This is a genomic window from Ensifer sp. R1-3 (assembly GCF_056739175.1).
In genome coordinates this window covers 2944919-2959118 of the sequence record NZ_CP096515.1, presented here as the reverse complement: position 1 = coordinate 2959118, position 14200 = coordinate 2944919, and the positions used below count along the sequence as shown (strand labels likewise).

The 14200-nt window shown below is 63.8% G+C and carries 15 protein-coding genes; 7 read left to right on the top strand and 8 right to left on the bottom strand.

Features of this window, described 5'->3' with window-relative positions:
- Positions 1-203: 203 nt before the first annotated feature.
- The 3 genes from M1D43_RS14090 to acnA all read right to left on the bottom strand — a co-directional run bounded on the left by M1D43_RS14090 (position 204) and on the right by acnA (position 4679).
- Positions 204-614 (bottom strand): DUF2794 domain-containing protein, encoded by a 411-nt coding sequence (locus M1D43_RS14090; protein WP_013844925.1) that lies wholly within the window; start codon positions 612-614, stop codon positions 204-206.
- 328 nt (positions 615-942) lie between these two features.
- Entirely contained in the window at positions 943-1746 is an 804-nt protein-coding gene (locus M1D43_RS14085; RefSeq protein ID WP_003529710.1) for a DUF1223 domain-containing protein, read from the bottom strand.
- Positions 1747-1988: 242 nt separating this feature from the next.
- Positions 1989-4679: an aconitate hydratase AcnA gene (gene acnA / locus M1D43_RS14080; RefSeq protein ID WP_028010562.1), complete on the bottom strand. Its 2691-nt coding sequence runs from the start codon at positions 4677-4679 to the stop codon at positions 1989-1991.
- A 270-nt stretch (positions 4680-4949) separates the two neighbouring features.
- Here acnA and ccmA point away from each other — a divergent pair, with 270 nt between their 5' ends.
- Genes ccmA through M1D43_RS14055 form a run of 5 tightly spaced genes read left to right on the top strand, consistent with a single transcriptional unit; the run spans position 4950 to position 7837 of the window.
- The gene (gene ccmA / locus M1D43_RS14075) at positions 4950-5573 is read left to right on the top strand and encodes a heme ABC exporter ATP-binding protein CcmA (protein WP_003529713.1); all 624 of its coding nucleotides are present in this window, start codon (positions 4950-4952) and stop codon (positions 5571-5573) included.
- A complete protein-coding gene (gene ccmB / locus M1D43_RS14070) occupies positions 5570-6229 on the top strand; it encodes a heme exporter protein CcmB (RefSeq protein WP_003529714.1) in 660 nt (219 codons plus the stop codon). The genes ccmA and ccmB overlap by 4 nt, the downstream gene beginning before the upstream one ends.
- Before the next feature lie 59 nt (positions 6230-6288).
- Entirely contained in the window at positions 6289-7059 is a 771-nt protein-coding gene (locus tag M1D43_RS14065) for a heme ABC transporter permease (RefSeq protein WP_028010564.1), read from the top strand.
- Entirely contained in the window at positions 7056-7232 is a 177-nt protein-coding gene (gene ccmD / locus M1D43_RS14060; protein WP_003529719.1) for a heme exporter protein CcmD, read from the top strand. Before M1D43_RS14065 ends, ccmD begins: the two co-directional genes overlap by 4 nt.
- Positions 7229-7837 carry a DsbE family thiol:disulfide interchange protein gene (locus tag M1D43_RS14055; RefSeq protein ID WP_088217593.1) on the top strand — a complete coding sequence of 203 codons (609 nt, stop codon included), beginning with the start codon at positions 7229-7231 and terminating at the stop codon, positions 7835-7837. Before ccmD ends, M1D43_RS14055 begins: the two co-directional genes overlap by 4 nt.
- Positions 7838-7995: 158 nt before the next feature.
- On the opposite strand, the gene M1D43_RS14050 is transcribed toward M1D43_RS14055, so the two are convergent.
- From M1D43_RS14050 to dapF, 5 genes are all read right to left on the bottom strand, one after another.
- The gene (locus M1D43_RS14050; protein WP_318853554.1) at positions 7996-8589 is read right to left on the bottom strand and encodes a DUF2585 domain-containing protein; all 594 of its coding nucleotides are present in this window, start codon (positions 8587-8589) and stop codon (positions 7996-7998) included.
- Positions 8586-9218 (bottom strand): septation protein A, encoded by a 633-nt coding sequence (locus M1D43_RS14045; RefSeq protein WP_010970512.1) that lies wholly within the window; start codon positions 9216-9218, stop codon positions 8586-8588. Before M1D43_RS14045 ends, M1D43_RS14050 begins: the two co-directional genes overlap by 4 nt.
- A gap of 97 nt (positions 9219-9315) precedes the next feature.
- Positions 9316-10962 (bottom strand): signal recognition particle-docking protein FtsY, encoded by a 1647-nt coding sequence (gene ftsY / locus M1D43_RS14040; protein WP_153315085.1) that lies wholly within the window; start codon positions 10960-10962, stop codon positions 9316-9318.
- 14 nt (positions 10963-10976) lie between these two features.
- Positions 10977-12251 (bottom strand): tRNA (N(6)-L-threonylcarbamoyladenosine(37)-C(2))-methylthiotransferase MtaB, encoded by a 1275-nt coding sequence (gene mtaB, locus M1D43_RS14035; protein ID WP_153315087.1) that lies wholly within the window; start codon positions 12249-12251, stop codon positions 10977-10979.
- Positions 12248-13153 carry a diaminopimelate epimerase gene (dapF, locus tag M1D43_RS14030; protein ID WP_050577793.1) on the bottom strand — a complete coding sequence of 302 codons (906 nt, stop codon included), beginning with the start codon at positions 13151-13153 and terminating at the stop codon, positions 12248-12250. The genes mtaB and dapF overlap by 4 nt, the downstream gene beginning before the upstream one ends.
- 257 nt (positions 13154-13410) lie before the next feature.
- Between dapF and M1D43_RS14025 the strand changes: the two genes are divergently transcribed.
- Both M1D43_RS14025 and M1D43_RS14020 read left to right on the top strand, forming a co-directional pair.
- Positions 13411-13680, top strand: coding sequence for a type II toxin-antitoxin system prevent-host-death family antitoxin (locus tag M1D43_RS14025; RefSeq protein WP_003529737.1), 270 nt, complete (start codon positions 13411-13413; stop codon positions 13678-13680).
- Positions 13677-14090, top strand: coding sequence for a hypothetical protein (locus M1D43_RS14020; protein ID WP_003529738.1), 414 nt, complete (start codon positions 13677-13679; stop codon positions 14088-14090). The genes M1D43_RS14025 and M1D43_RS14020 overlap by 4 nt, the downstream gene beginning before the upstream one ends.
- Positions 14091-14200: the final 110 nt, after the last annotated feature.

Genomic DNA, 14200 nt, shown 5'->3' with positions numbered 1-14200 from the left:
CGTCAGATAAGCATACACTTATCTGATTCGCAACACTGATGGCACGCTCGGTGCAGGCGATTTGGCCCTGCCCGCCGTTTCAGGGATAAACCCGCACGCGGGGAGAGGGGACCAAGGCGAAGCGCTGCCGCTTGTCCCTTCGCCCCGCCTGCGGGGAGAAGGTGCCGGCAGGCGGATGAGGGGCAGCTCCAGTGATATGTCGGTCAGGTCTTGACGAGCTTCAGCACCTTGTCGAAGGCCTTGAGCACCTGGGCGAGCTCGTGGCCCCGCTTCAATATCGTCCCGTGAGCGTTGAGCACGCTGAAGGCGCCCTGTTTCGCGGCGAGCTTCGGGTTTTTCTCGATGCGGTAGAGAGGCACTTCTCCGGCGCGCTTGAACACCGAGAAAACGGCCCGGTCCCTCAGATGGTCGATCGCATAGTCGCGCCACTCCCCTTCGCCCACCATACGGCCGTAGACCTTGAGGATCAGGTCGAGTTCGCGGCGATGGAAGGTGACGGGCGGGGGGTTCTTGGCTTGCTTGTATTCGTGAAGATCGACGACCACCTCGGAGGTGGTCCGGCCGTAGTGACGTGCTTCGCCTCGCGGCAAATCCGTTTCATCAGTCATCGGCATTTCGGCCTTCTAATGTGACAGGACCACGACAGTGTGCCTCACACGATCGGAAAAGCAAGACGGAAGCTGTTGATCAATGTCAGCAATTCTTGGGGCTGCCGCAATTCAGTCAAAACGCCGCCCCAATTCGCCGCAACACTCCGACCGCTGCCGGACAGAGTCGTTGCCACCGTATGTCCGGCCAGCCGTCATGCTGCGGGAGGTTCTCGAACGCAGACATGGCTGGTTCGGTCCGGTAACTTCGAACCCTCAGCCCCAGCCCCTCGATGCTGCCGGGCCGAACCATCCCCTGTTCCGCCGCAAGCGAGGCGGAACGTTTCCTGCGCCCTCAGAGCTTTCCCTGCGGCCCCGCGAGAACCGTTGCAGCGCCGATGATGGCTCCGGGCGTTTCCTTGTCCTTCATCGATTGCAGCAGCACCGCGCAACCGCTGTTGCCCTGGCCTTCGATCAGGACCGAGGCGGGCAGCGTGAATTCCGCGGGCTTTCCCTCCCACATGCCGATCGTCTGGATGTCGCGCACGGCATGCCAATAGGCGATCTCCTTGCCGCTGTTCTCGCCCTTCTCGACCTTGACCACCCTTGCCCGGTCGAAATAGACGACGACGACATTCGCCCTGCCTTTGCCGGCACCGACCTTGATCGAGATTTCATCGCCGCCGATCGAGGCATCGACCGGCACCGACAGGCCCTTGCCCTTCTCGTCCATCAACGCAAGCCGGTTCCTGATGGCCGGCAGGTCCGCGCCGTTGGCATGATCGCGCCCGTTCAGGATCGCCTGCGGCGTGTAAACGCCGTAGCGGCCGAGCATCCGCGCATAGGCATATTGCCGCTCGGTATTTTCCTTGGAAGCGAGCGTGTCCGCCCATCCGAGATAATTCCAGTAGTCGACATGATAGGCGAGCGCGACGACCTCGCCTTCATCGACGAGCTTCTTGAGCGCTGCGTCCGCCGGCGGACAGGAGGAGCAGCCCTGGCTGGTGAAGAGTTCGACGACGCCCTTGATCTCCCCGCCCCCGACCGCCCCGTCCTTGGCCGCCCTGCCGTCATCCGCTGCGGACGCTCCGCAGAACGCACCAAACAGCCCGACCGCCAGGGCGAGACGTCGGATTGTTGGTGTGCAGGCGGATATCATGGCGTCTTTGTTCGTGCTCGTTGGAGCACTTCCGGGAAAATGTGGAACCGTTTTCCATCCGGAAGTGCGTCGTTTCAACGCGATTGCCGCGTGGGGAGACCCCTACATACGACGGGTATTCTTCAACGAAAAGTCACGTTGGAGTGACTGCCGCAAAGCCGTGGAAAACCCACGCCGAGCTGGCATGAAAAAGCCGGGACGCCGCTGTAGACGCCCCGGCTTTTCTGCTCATGACTTGCCGATCAGGCGGCGAGATCGCGCAGAACCGTCTGCAGGATGCCGCCATTGTTGACGTAGGTGACCTCGTCGAGCGTATCGATGCGGCAGATGAGCGGGACCTCCTTTACGGAGCCGTCGCCATAGGTGATCTTCGCCACGCGCTTCTCGCGCGGCTGGACGTTGGCGAGATTCTCGATCGTCACGACTTCGTCGCCCTTGAGACCCAGCGATTCCCAGGTCATGCCTTCCTCGAAGACGAAGGGGACGACGCCCATGCCGACCAGGTTCGAACGGTGGATGCGTTCGAAGGACTGGGCGATCACGGCCTTGACGCCGAGGAGGTTTGTGCCCTTGGCCGCCCAGTCACGCGAAGAGCCGTTGCCGTATTCGACACCGGCGAAGATGACGAGCGGAACGCCCTCCTCCTTGTACTGCATGGCCGCGTCATAGATCGACATCTCCTCCTTGGAGGGATAGTGGATCGTATAACCGCCTTCCTTGCCGTTCGGGCCGAGCATGTGGTTGCGGATGCGGATATTGGCGAAGGTGCCGCGCATCATCACCTCATGATTGCCGCGGCGCGTGCCGTACTGGTTGAAGTCGGCAATCCCGACGCCGTGCTCGAGCAGATAGGCGCCGGCAGGCGAGGCCGCCTTGATCGAACCGGCCGGGGAAATGTGGTCGGTTGTGATCTTGTCGCCGAAGAGACCGAGGACGCGGGCGTTCTTGATGTCGGAAATGCCGGCGCCCTTCTTGCCCATGCCGACGAAGTAGGGCGGGTTCTGGACGTAGGTGGACCCCTCGTCCCAGGCATAGGTCTGGCCGGCCGGAACCTGGACCGCCTGCCAGTTGGCGTCGCCCTTGAACACGTCCGCATACTTGGTCGCGTAGAGCTCGCGGGTGACGTACTTGAAGATGAAGTCCTGGATCTCCTGCGAAGTCGGCCAGATGTCCCTCAGGTAGACCGGCTGCCCGTCCCGGTCTTCGCCGATCGGCTCCTTCGTCAGGTCCTTCTGGACGGAACCCGCCAGCGCATAGGCGACGACGAGCGGCGGCGAGGCGAGATAGTTCGCCTGGACGTCCGGCGAGATGCGGCCTTCGAAGTTGCGGTTGCCGGAAAGCACGCCGGCGGCGATCAGGCCCTTGTCGTTGATCGTCTTGGAGATCTCCGTCGGCAGCGGGCCGGAATTGCCGATGCAGGTGGTGCAGCCGAAGCCGACCAGATTGAAGCCGAGCTTGTCGAGATCCGTCTGCAGGCCGGACTTCGACAGGTACTCGGCGACGACCTGCGATCCGGGCGCCAGCGACGTCTTGACCCAGGGCTGCGTTTTCAGGCCCTTGGCGACGGCGTTGCGGGCAAGCAGGCCGGCGGCGATCAGCACCGAGGGGTTCGAGGTGTTGGTGCAGGAGGTGATCGCGGCGATCGCGACGTCGCCATGACCGAGATCGTAGTCGGTGCCCTCGACCGCGTAGCGGTTGGCGAGCTGACCGGGCTTCTTGTAGTCGTTGTCGAGCGCCGCCGCGAAGCCGGAGGCGATGTTCTCGAGCGCGATGCGGCCCTCGGGCCGCTTGGGGCCGGCCATCGACGGCACGACGTCGCCGAGGTCGAGTTCCAGCGTGTCGGTGAAGACGAGCTCGGAACCATCCCCTTCCCGCCACATGCCCTGGGCCTTGGAGTAGGCTTCGACCAGCGCGATACGCTGTTCTTCACGGCCCGAGATGGTGAGATAGTTGATCGTCTCGGCATCGACCGGGAAGAAGCCGCAGGTGGCGCCGTATTCCGGGCCCATATTGCCGATCGTCGCGCGGTCGGCGAGCGTCATGTTGTCGAGGCCGGGGCCGAAGAATTCGACGAACTTGGAGACGACGCCCTTCTTGCGCAGCATCTGCACGACGGTAAGCACCAGGTCGGTCGCGGTCACGCCTTCCTTGAGCTTGCCGGTGAGCTTGAAGCCGATGACTTCCGGCAGGAGCATGGAAACCGGCTGGCCGAGCATCGCCGCTTCGGCTTCGATGCCGCCGACGCCCCAACCGAGCACGCCGAGGCCGTTGATCATCGTCGTGTGGCTGTCCGTGCCGACGCAGGTATCCGGATAGGCGGTGACTTCGCCGTCCTCTTCCCTGGTCCAGACGGCCTGACCCAGATATTCGAGATTGACCTGGTGACAGATGCCGGTGCCGGGCGGCACGACGCGGAAGTTCTTGAAGGCCTGCTGGCCCCATTTGAGGAAGCGGTAGCGCTCGCCGTTGCGCTGGTACTCAAGCTCGACATTGCGGGCAAAGGCGGTCGGCGTGCCGAATTCGTCGACGATCACCGAGTGGTCGATGACGAGATCGACGGGAACGAGCGGGTTGATCTTTTCCGGGTCGCCGCCGAGCGAAACCATCGCGTCGCGCATCGCCGCGAGGTCGACGACGGCGGGAACGCCGGTGAAGTCCTGCATCAGCACGCGCGCCGGGCGATAGGCGATCTCGTTCTCGGCCGTGCCCTTGTCGCCGAGCCATGCGGCGATGTTTTCGATGTCCTTCTTGGTGACCGAGCGTCCATCCTCATTGCGCAACAGGTTTTCCAGCAGAACCTTCATCGAATAGGGAAGCTTCGAGATGCCGGCTAGGCCGTTCGCCTCCGCCTTCGGCAGGCTGTAATAGACATAGTCCACGCCGTTGACCGTGAGCGTGGAGCGACAATTGAAGCTGTCTAGGGATTTGGACACTGGATGATACCCCGTTCCGTCTGATCGCCAAAAACTGACGTACGAACGCCCGAGCACCTGTGAGGCGCGAAGTGGGATGCGGGTACGGTCATTTCCGCTGTCCGTACGTGGAAGCTCGTTCCATGTTCGGCGCTTGGATGAAATTCACGCCGACCGCTGGCGTGTTGGCCGCCTTATAGATAATTTCTCCAAATCGTGCCAGACCAACCAAGGTCCAATCGGAACTTTTTTTGCTCTGCGAAAAGATACGTCAAGGGAAGCTGGAAATTCATGCGCCTCATGGCTGAAGGTTTGAGTGCGAGGCGCGGCGAGGACCTGATTTTCAACGATATTTCGTTCGCGCTGGCTGCCGGCGAGGCGCTTGTGGTGACCGGCCCGAACGGTGCCGGCAAGTCGACGCTCCTGCGCGTCCTGGCGGGGCTTCTCGAGCCGGAAGGGGGCCGCGTCCGGCTCGAGGACGGCCCCTCGGGGTTCGAGCATCCGCGCGAACTCAGCCATTATCTCGGCCACCGCAACGCGATGAAGCGCGAGCTGACTGTGGAGGAAAACCTCACCTTCTGGCAGCGCTTCCTCGGCGATTCGCCGGGCGGCTCCGGCATCGGCCTCGTCGAAGCGGCGGAGGCCGTGGGGCTCGCCGACATCATTCATCTGCCCTTCGGCTATCTTTCCGCCGGCCAGCAGCGGCGCATGGCAATGGCGAAGCTCATTGTCGCCTTCCGGCCCATCTGGCTTCTCGACGAACCGACGGCGGCGCTCGACCTCAGCGCCGACAGGCTTTTTGCCGGGCTGGTCGCCGCCCATCTCGACCGCGGCGGCATCGTCGTCGCGGCCACCCACCAGCCGCTTGGATTCGCGGGGGCGAAGAGCCTTGAAATGACGGGATTCGTCCATTGATCGCCCTCTTTTTCCGGGATCTCAAGCTTTCGGTGCGCGCCGGCGGCGGCGCGATGATCGGCGTGCTCTTTTTCATGACGGTCGTCGCGGTCATCCCCTTCGGCGTTGGCCCCGATCTGAACCTGCTCGCCCGCATCGGCCCGGCGATCCTCTGGATCGGCGCGCTGCTCGCGTCGCTGCTCGGACTCGACAGGCTCTTTCAGGCGGAGCGCGAGGACGGCTCGCTCGATCTCATCATGATGCAGGAGACGCCATTGCTTCTCGCCGTTCTCGTCAAATGCGCTGCTCATTGGACCGCCACCGGCCTGCCGCTGGTGATCGCCTCGCCCTTTCTCGGCCTGTTCATGAACATGGACGAAGGCGCCATCGGGGCCACCATGGTCACCCTGCTCGCGGGAACGCCGGCGATAACCTTCATCGGCGCGGTCGGTGCTGCGGTCGCGGTGGCGCTGCCGCGCGGCGGCCTGCTCGTCTCGATCCTCGTCCTGCCGCTTGCCATACCGGTGCTCATCTTCGGCGTCAGCGCGGTCTATGCGGCAATCGAGGATCCGGCCCCGTTTCTGCCGCCTTTCATGATATTGATGGCGATAACCCTGTTCTTCGCGGTGATCGGACCAGTGGCGGCCGCGGCGGCACTCAGGCACTCGGCCGACTGACGGGACCCGGCACCTTAGGATGAATTGCGGAAGCCGGCCTTCCGCGTTAAAGAACCGTCATGAGTGAAAGCAGCCTGGCCATACGCAAATTCAGCGATCTCGCCAACCCGACCCGGTTCCTGGCGCTGACGGATCGCGTGTTGCCCTGGCTTGCCGTTCTCACGCTGCTCGTCTTCGCGGTCGGGCTCTGGCTCTCCTTCACCACCGAAGGCGACTACCAGCAGGGCGAGACGGTGCGCATCATGTATGTGCATGTGCCTTCGGCCTGGCTTTCCATGATGTGCTACACGGTCATGGCGATCTCCGCACTCGGCACGCTCGTCTGGCGTCATCCGCTCGCCGACGTCTCGGCAAGAGCCGCAGCGCCGATCGGCGCCTGCTTCACCTTTCTGGCACTCGTCACCGGCTCGCTCTGGGGCAAGCCGATGTGGGGCACCTGGTGGGTCTGGGATGCGCGGCTGACCTCGGTCTTCGTGCTCTTCCTGATGTATCTCGGGCTGATCGCGCTGAACCGCGCCATGGATGACCCGAGCCGATCTGCGCGAGTCTCGGCCGTGCTTATCCTCGTCGGTTTCGTCAACATCCCGATCATCAAGTTCTCGGTCGAGTGGTGGAACACGCTGCATCAGCCCGCAAGCGTCATACGCCTCGACGGGCCGACGATCGATCCGGAATTCCTCCGGCCGCTCATCGTCATGGCGATCGCCTTCACGCTCCTGTTCTTCACCCTGCATATCGCCGCCATGCGCAACGAGATCTGGCGCCGTCGCGTGGCCTCGCTCAGGCGCCAGGCGGCGCGCAATGCCGGCCGGGAGCAGCTTACGCCATGATGAGCCATGCCGCCTATGTCGTCGCCAGCTACGCGGTTGCCGCCGCCACGGTAGCCGGACTCATCCTGTGGGTCCTTACCGACGGCCGCGCCCGCAGGCGCGAATTGCAGCAGCTCGAGGCCGCCGGGATCCGCCGCCGCTCCGCGGCAGGGCCAGCCGGAGGGGGCAAATGACGGACGCTGAGACGCCGCAGGACGAGCGCAGGCCCGGAGCCCTCCGTTATCTCATGGCGGCGCTTCCGCTCCTCATCTTCGCGGTGCTCGCACTCATCTTCTGGAGCCAGTTGAACTCCGGCAGGGACGTCAGCGAAATCCCCTCGGCGCTGATCGGCACCAAGGCGCCGATGCTCGCCATGCCCCCGCTCGAAGGGGCTGCAACGCCGTCGGGCGAGCCGATGCCGGCTCTCGACGACGCGGCGGTAAAGGGCAAGCTCACGCTCGTCAATGTCTGGGCTTCCTGGTGCGTCCCCTGCCGGCAGGAGCATCCGATCATCCTCGAATTGTCGAAGGACCCGCGCCTCAACGTCGTCGGCATCAATTACAAGGACCGGAACGAGAACGCGCTGAGGTTCCTCGGCGAACTCGGCAATCCGTTCTCGGCGATCGGCGTCGATCCGAACGGCAAGGCGGCGATCGACTGGGGCGTCTACGGCATCCCGGAGTCCTTCCTCGTCGCCGCCGACGGCACGATCCTCTACAAGCGCGCCGGCCCCTTCGACGAGAAGAGCCTCCGGGAAGGGCTGATGCCGGCGATCGAGAAGGCGCTTGCGGGTTCGTAGTCGCAGCTGCCCCTCATCCGGCCTGCCGGCCACCTTCTCCCCGCAAGCAGGGCGAAGGAGACTCGCGGCGGCCCCGCATGTCCCTTCTCCCCGTTGAACGGGGAGAAGGTGGCGGCAGCCGGACGAGGGGCAAATGCCGGAGAGAGGGAGCCGTTAGTCTAAACCCCCGCCTGCCAAGCCTTCACCGCATCGAGCGGCCAGACCAGCATCAGCACGTTGAGCGTCAGGTTGTCGCGCACCATGTAGCCGGTGAAGAGTTCGAGAACGATGGCGATCGCGACCGTGACTGCCACCGGGAGCCGCGAAGCGATGAAGAAGCCGACAGCCATGGCGAGCGTATCCATGGCCGAATTCAGGATGCTGTCGCCGAAATAATCGAGCGAGATCGTCGCGGCGCGGTAGCGGTCGATCACCATCGGCGTGTTCTCGGCGATCTCCCAGGCGGACTCTATCACGGTTGCGAGAAGCAGGCGCGCGCTCCAGGGCTTGCCGCGCATGAGAAGGTGACCGAGGCCGTAGAAGAGAAATCCGTGGATGACATGGGACGGCGTGTACCAGTCGGAAAGGTGCTGGGAGTTACCGCTGGATTTGACGACGCCTTCCCAGAGCTTGATGTAGCCGCATTCGCAGATCCATAGCCGCCCCATCAGATGCTGCACGAGGACCTGGATTGCCAGCACGCCGAGGCAGGCAAGCAACCAGAGCGCCGCTCTTCGCTGCTTGTCGTCCTGCGAGCCGGCCGCGATCGTCACTCCGCGCTATCCTGTTCGAGCGAATGCTTCATGATCAGCGGCATCTGGGCGAGCGTGAAGAGGATGGTGATCGGCATGGTGCCCCAGACCTTGAAGGCGACCCAGAAATCCGTCGAGAAGGAGCGCCAGATCACCTCGTTGAGCACGGCGAGGAACAGGAAGAACACACCCCAGCGGATCGTCAGCTTCCGCCATCCCTCCTCGTCCAGCTTGAAGGCGGCGTGGAAGACGTAGCCGAGCAGCGATTTGCCGAACAGGAGCCCGCCGAGCAGGATCGCGCCGAAGAGCGTGTTGACGATGGTCGGCTTCATCTTGATGAAGGTGTCGTTCTGCAGCCAGAGCGTCAGCGCGCCGAAGACGAAGACGACGATACCGGAGACGAGCGGCATCATCGGCAGCGTGCGTGTCATGATCCATGAAGCAATCAGCGCCGCCGCCGTTGCCGCCATGAAGAGGCCCGTCGCTATGAAGATCGGCCCGCCGAGCTCGGCCAGCGCAGGAAAGCGGCCAGCCAGCCACTCGCCCCGCGAATTGGCGAAGAAGAAGACCATCAGGGGGCCGAGTTCCAGCACGAGCTTGAGCAGCGGGCTTACCTCTGTCTTCGGCTTGGCGGCCTCGATCGTCGACATGTGCGGATCCTGTTCTGTCATCTTCTGCCGCTCATAGCATCAGGATTGCGGCAAAACCATATCAACCGCGGTTTTGACGCAAACCTCCCCCGCTTCGTCAAGGAGCCGCAACACCGGCGATCGCCTCGGCGAAGTCCTTGGCTTCGAACGGTTCGAGGTCGTCGATCCCTTCGCCGACGCCGATGAAATAGACCGGCAGCTTGTGCTTGGCGGAGATCGCCACCAGAATGCCGCCGCGTGCCGTGCCGTCGAGCTTGGTCATGATCAAGCCGCTGACGCCGGCGACATTGCGGAATATCTCGACCTGCTGCAGGGCGTTCTGCCCGGTCGTCGCGTCGAGCGTCTGCAGCACCGTATGCGGCGCGTCCGGATCGAGTTTTCCGAGAACGCGCACGATCTTTTCGAGCTCCGCCATCAGTTCGGCCTTGTTCTGCAGCCGCCCGGCGGTGTCGATGATCAGCACGTCCGCCTTCTGCTCGCGGGCACGCTGGAACGCCTCGTAGGCAAGCCCCGCCGCATCGGCGCCGAGCTTCGAGGAGACGATCTCGGATTTCGTCCGTTCGGCCCAGATCTTCAGCTGCTCGATCGCCGCCGCTCGGAAAGTATCGCCGGCGGCCAGCATGACTTTGAGTCCCGCGCCGGAAAGCTTTGCCGCAAGCTTGCCGATCGTCGTCGTCTTGCCGGTTCCGTTGACGCCGACAACGAGGATCACGTGCGGCTTGTGGCTGAGATCGAGTTCCAGCGGCCTGGCGACCGGCGCCAGCACCTTGGTGATCTCGCCGGCCATGATGCGCGAAACGTCCTCGCCGGACACATCCTTGCCATAGCGCTCCGAGGCGAGCGTGTCGGTGATGCGCATCGCCGTCTCGACGCCGAGGTCCGCCTGGATCAGCAGATCCTCGAGATCCTGCAGCGTCGCCTCGTCGAGCTTGCGCTTGGTGAAGAGGCTGGCGATCTGGCCGGTGAGTTGCGACGAGGTGCGCGCAAGGCCCAGGCGAAGGCGCTGGTACCAGTTGAGCTTGGCTTGCGGGGCGGGCGCTTCTTCCCTGGGGCGCCTCTCGGCAGCGGCGAAGCCTTTGGGAAGGCTGGGTGCGAGGGGCTCGGATGGAGGCTCGCCCCCCTCTGCCCTGCCCGGCATCTCCCCCTCAAGTGGGGAGATTGGAGGAGGATTGCTCTCGTCCTCCGACGCCGCCTTTTCATCTGCCGAAGAGCCAGCGCCGCGGTCGTCTACGTCAATCACCACCTCTTCGACGTCGGCTGCGACGGCGGCTTCGCGCTCCTCCTGCTCTCCCCCCTTAAGGGGGAGATGTCCCGAAGGGACAGAGGGGGGTGCCGAGAGCTCATCGACAGTCGCTGGGTGTTCGGAAGGAGGTTCATCCCCCTCTGCCGTGCCGGGCATCTCCCCCGCAGGGGGGGAGATCGGGTGCGGGACGCTCTCGTCCTCCTCCACGGTGTTTTCATCCGCGGCGGGAGCAGTGCTTGCAGGCGCTTCCTCGCTCGTGGTTTCGCTCGTCGGCGTGCTTGGCTCGAGGGAAACATCGCGATCGTCTGTGCCAGCTTCCGTTGCCTCGGCTGCGCTAAGATTTTCCTCGACGGGTGCCTGGGTCCCGCCCTGTTCTCCCGAAGGGACGGAGGGGTTTACCGCGACCTCATCGGAAATGGCCGTCTCCTGCGGCGGCGCCGGTTTCTCTTCGACGGCATCCTTGCCGAAGGAGAAGATCTTCTTGATGAAACCAATCGCCATGGGAATGTCCGCTATCAGGCCGCAGCCATCTGTTTGCGCTCGATCGTCAAATGCTTGCCATTGTGGCCGGTGATTCCGACCGGAACAAGCGACCGCGGCTCAAGGCCGGCCGCGTCTACGAGCGTGAAGTTCTCCGTATGTGCCAGACCGTTCATCTCCACCAGGATCGTCTGGCTGCTGCCGATCATGCCCTCGAGGTGGCCCGCATGAAGCTCCGCCCCCTTCGCACGCAGGCGCGCGGCACGCTCCTTGACAAGCGCGCGGTCGAGTTGCGGCATGCGGGCGGCCGGGGTGCCGGGGCGCGGGCTGTAGGGGAAGACGTGAAGATGCGCGATGCCGCAATCCTCGGCGAGCCGCATGGCATTCTCGAACATCGGCTCGGTCTCGGTCGGAAATCCGGCGATCATGTCCGCACCTAGGCTGATCCCGGGGCGCAGGCGCCGGACCTCGTCGCAGAAGGCACGCGCATCGGCGCTCGAATGCCGCCGCTTCATGCGCTTCAGGATCAGGTCGTCGCCGTGCTGCAGCGAAAGATGCAGGTGCGGCATGAAGCGCGGCTCCTCGGCAATGAGGTCGAGGAGGTGGCCGTCCGCCTCGATGCTGTCTATGGAGGAAAGCCGCAGGCGGACGATTTCCGGCACCTGTTTCAGCAAGGTCTTCGCGAGAAGCCCGAGGGTCGGCGTTCCGGGCAGATCGGCGCCGTAGCTCGTGGCGTCGACTCCGGTCAGCACGATCTCGCGATAGCCGCTTTCGGCAAGGCGTCTCGCCTGGTCCACGACGGCGCCCATCGGCACGGAGCGCGAATTGCCGCGGCCATAGGGAATGATGCAGAAGGTGCAGCGGTGGTCGCATCCGTTCTGCACCTGGATGAAGGCGCGCACGTGCCCGTCGATGTGCTTCACCATCTGCGGTGCGGTGGCGCGCACGCTCATGATGTCGTTGACACGGAGTTTCTCCTCGGCCGAGACGCCGAAATCCGGCAGCGAGCGATAGGAAACGCTTGCGAGCTTCTCCTCGTTGCCGAGCACCGCGTCCACCTCTGCCATTTCGGCGAAAGTTTCCTTCTCGGTCTGGGCGGCGCAGCCGGTGACGATGATACGGGCGTGCGGATTTTCGCGCCGCGCGCGGCGGATCGCCTGGCGCGCCTGGCGCACGGCCTCGGCGGTGACGGCGCAGGTGTTGACGAGGACGGCGTTGTTCAGCCCCGCCTTTTCGGCCTCCGCCCGCATCACTTCCGATTCATAGGTGTTGAGGCGGCAGCCGAAGGTTATGACCTCGACGCCGCTCAAAGGGCTCTCGCTCCGTTGTCGCCGCTCTCCGGCTCGTTGCGTGCAAAGATGCCGGTGACGGGATCGACGGTGCCGGACCATTCCCATTCGGCCGGCCCGGTCATGATGACGTGGTCGTCGCGCTCGCGCCATTCGATCTTGAGCGGACCGCCGGGCACGTTCACGGTAACCATCCGCTCGGTCCGGCCGGTTCTCGCGCCGTTGACGGCGGCGGCACAGGCGGCCGAACCGCAGGCAAGCGTCAGGCCGGCGCCGCGTTCCCAGGTCCTAAGGTCCATCTCCTGGCGGGAGCGGATGCGGGCGATCGAGATATTGGCGCGCTCGGGGAAGATCGGATGGTTCTCGAGGAGTGGTCCGAACCGGTCCAGCTCGTAGCTCCACACATCGTTCTCGACCCAGAAGATCGCATGCGGATTGCCCATGGATGCGACCGAGGGGGAATGCAGCACGGGCGCATCGATCGGCCCGATCTGCAGCTCGATGCGCCGCGTGTCGTGGAATTCCTCCGCGAGCGGGATCTGGTCCCAGCCGAAACGCGGCTTTCCCATATCGACCGAGATCGTGCCGTCGTCGTGTTCCTTCGCTTCGAGAAGTCCCGCGACCGTATGGAACAGGAAGGCTTTCCTGCCGGTCTCGGCCGCAAGCGCCTGCACGACGCATCGGGTGCCGTTGCCGCAGGCCTGGGCCATCGACCCGTCGGAATTGACGATGTCGATCCAGGCATCGGTGCCGGCGGACTTCGGGTCATGGATCGCCATGATTTGGTCGAACTCGGTCGCCGGGTCGGCATTGAGCGCGATCGCTGCCTGAGGCGTCACGCGATCCTTGCGCCCGCGCATGTCCACCACCAGGATCTTGTTTCCAAGCCCGTTCATCCTGGCAAATTGCACCTGATCGCCCATGTCGCGCTGGTCCAAACCCTGGCCCCCGATCGGGAGGCGCCCTTCATTCGGGCTGTATATGGCGGAAAAGCCCGGAAATTACCAGTGCCGCCTTTGAGTGCGGCGCGCCAGGTGCAGCGGAGCGCCGGGGAGATCGACCGGTAGACCGCTGGTTCCGCCAACGGATTCGATTGAGGCTCCTCGCGGGGAACACTTACTTGCATAAATGCTGTAAATGCTGCAATATACAGCAAACCTAACGATCATAGGAGAGGGCCATGCCCCGTTCAGGCGGTTCCTACACCACAAGCGAGCTTTCCCGTAAGTCCGGCGACATCATCGCCGAGGCATTGCGGCGGCCCGTTACCATCACGCAGCGCAACAAGCCGCGCCTGGTGCTGCTCAACATCGAAGACTACGAACGGTTGACGCGGCAATTGGACAGCCGAAGCGCCGGCACGATCGAGACCATGTCTGACGGCCTGTTTGCCGAATTCGAGAATGCCGTCGAAACCTATGCGCAAGAGGATGAGTCTGGAAAGCCATGAGCTACGACCACTTCCAGACCGCGTCCGTCATCCGCTACCCTTACCTCTGGGCACGGCAGGCTCGTGCGGGTGAGACGGAAGGCCGGAAAGACCGGCCCGTTGCGGTCGGAGTGCGCATAGCTCGACCCGACGGAAATCTCGTCATCTTCTTCCCGATTACCTCCAGGCAGCCGGATGCATCGCGATTTGCTGCGGAGGTCCCGACGATCGAAAAGCGGCGGGCCGGCCTCGACGTCGATCTACGTCTCTGGATCATCTTCGACGAATTCAACAGCGATATCGTTGGCAGATCTTTCTATCTCGAACCGGAACCGCCGATCGGCCGTTTCAGCAAAGCATTTTTCCTGCCGCTGCTGCGGGAATTTATCGCCCGGCGAAAGGCCTCCACGGACGTCGTTCGTTTTCGGTAGCGTCGCCAGGACCGGTTAGCGCTTCGTTGGTCCTGCAGTGCCGCGCGTCTTACCAGGCGCGCAAAGGTCGTTGCAGCACTTTGACCTGCTGCGCGTTTTTTGTCCTTTAA

What these genes read in the sequence shown, in the direction of transcription:
- M1D43_RS14090 (WP_013844925.1), bottom strand. Translation starts at nt 614, where the DNA reads ATGCCGATGACTGATGAAACGGATTTGCCGCGAGGCGAAGCACGTCAC.
- dapF (WP_050577793.1), bottom strand. Translation starts at nt 13,153, where the DNA reads ATGGGCGATCAGGTGCAATTTGCCAGGATGAACGGGCTTGGAAACAAG.
- M1D43_RS14025 (WP_003529737.1), top strand. Translation starts at nt 13,411, where the DNA reads ATGCCCCGTTCAGGCGGTTCCTACACCACAAGCGAGCTTTCCCGTAAG.
- ccmD (WP_003529719.1), top strand. Translation starts at nt 7,056, where the DNA reads ATGATGAGCCATGCCGCCTATGTCGTCGCCAGCTACGCGGTTGCCGCC.
- ftsY (WP_153315085.1), bottom strand. Translation starts at nt 10,962, where the DNA reads ATGGCGATTGGTTTCATCAAGAAGATCTTCTCCTTCGGCAAGGATGCC.
- M1D43_RS14065 (WP_028010564.1), top strand. Translation starts at nt 6,289, where the DNA reads ATGAGTGAAAGCAGCCTGGCCATACGCAAATTCAGCGATCTCGCCAAC.
- M1D43_RS14055 (WP_088217593.1), top strand. Translation starts at nt 7,229, where the DNA reads ATGACGGACGCTGAGACGCCGCAGGACGAGCGCAGGCCCGGAGCCCTC.
- M1D43_RS14045 (WP_010970512.1), bottom strand. Translation starts at nt 9,218, where the DNA reads ATGTCGACGATCGAGGCCGCCAAGCCGAAGACAGAGGTAAGCCCGCTG.
- M1D43_RS14020 (WP_003529738.1), top strand. Translation starts at nt 13,677, where the DNA reads ATGAGCTACGACCACTTCCAGACCGCGTCCGTCATCCGCTACCCTTAC.
- M1D43_RS14085 (WP_003529710.1), bottom strand. Translation starts at nt 1,746, where the DNA reads ATGATATCCGCCTGCACACCAACAATCCGACGTCTCGCCCTGGCGGTC.
- ccmA (WP_003529713.1), top strand. Translation starts at nt 4,950, where the DNA reads ATGCGCCTCATGGCTGAAGGTTTGAGTGCGAGGCGCGGCGAGGACCTG.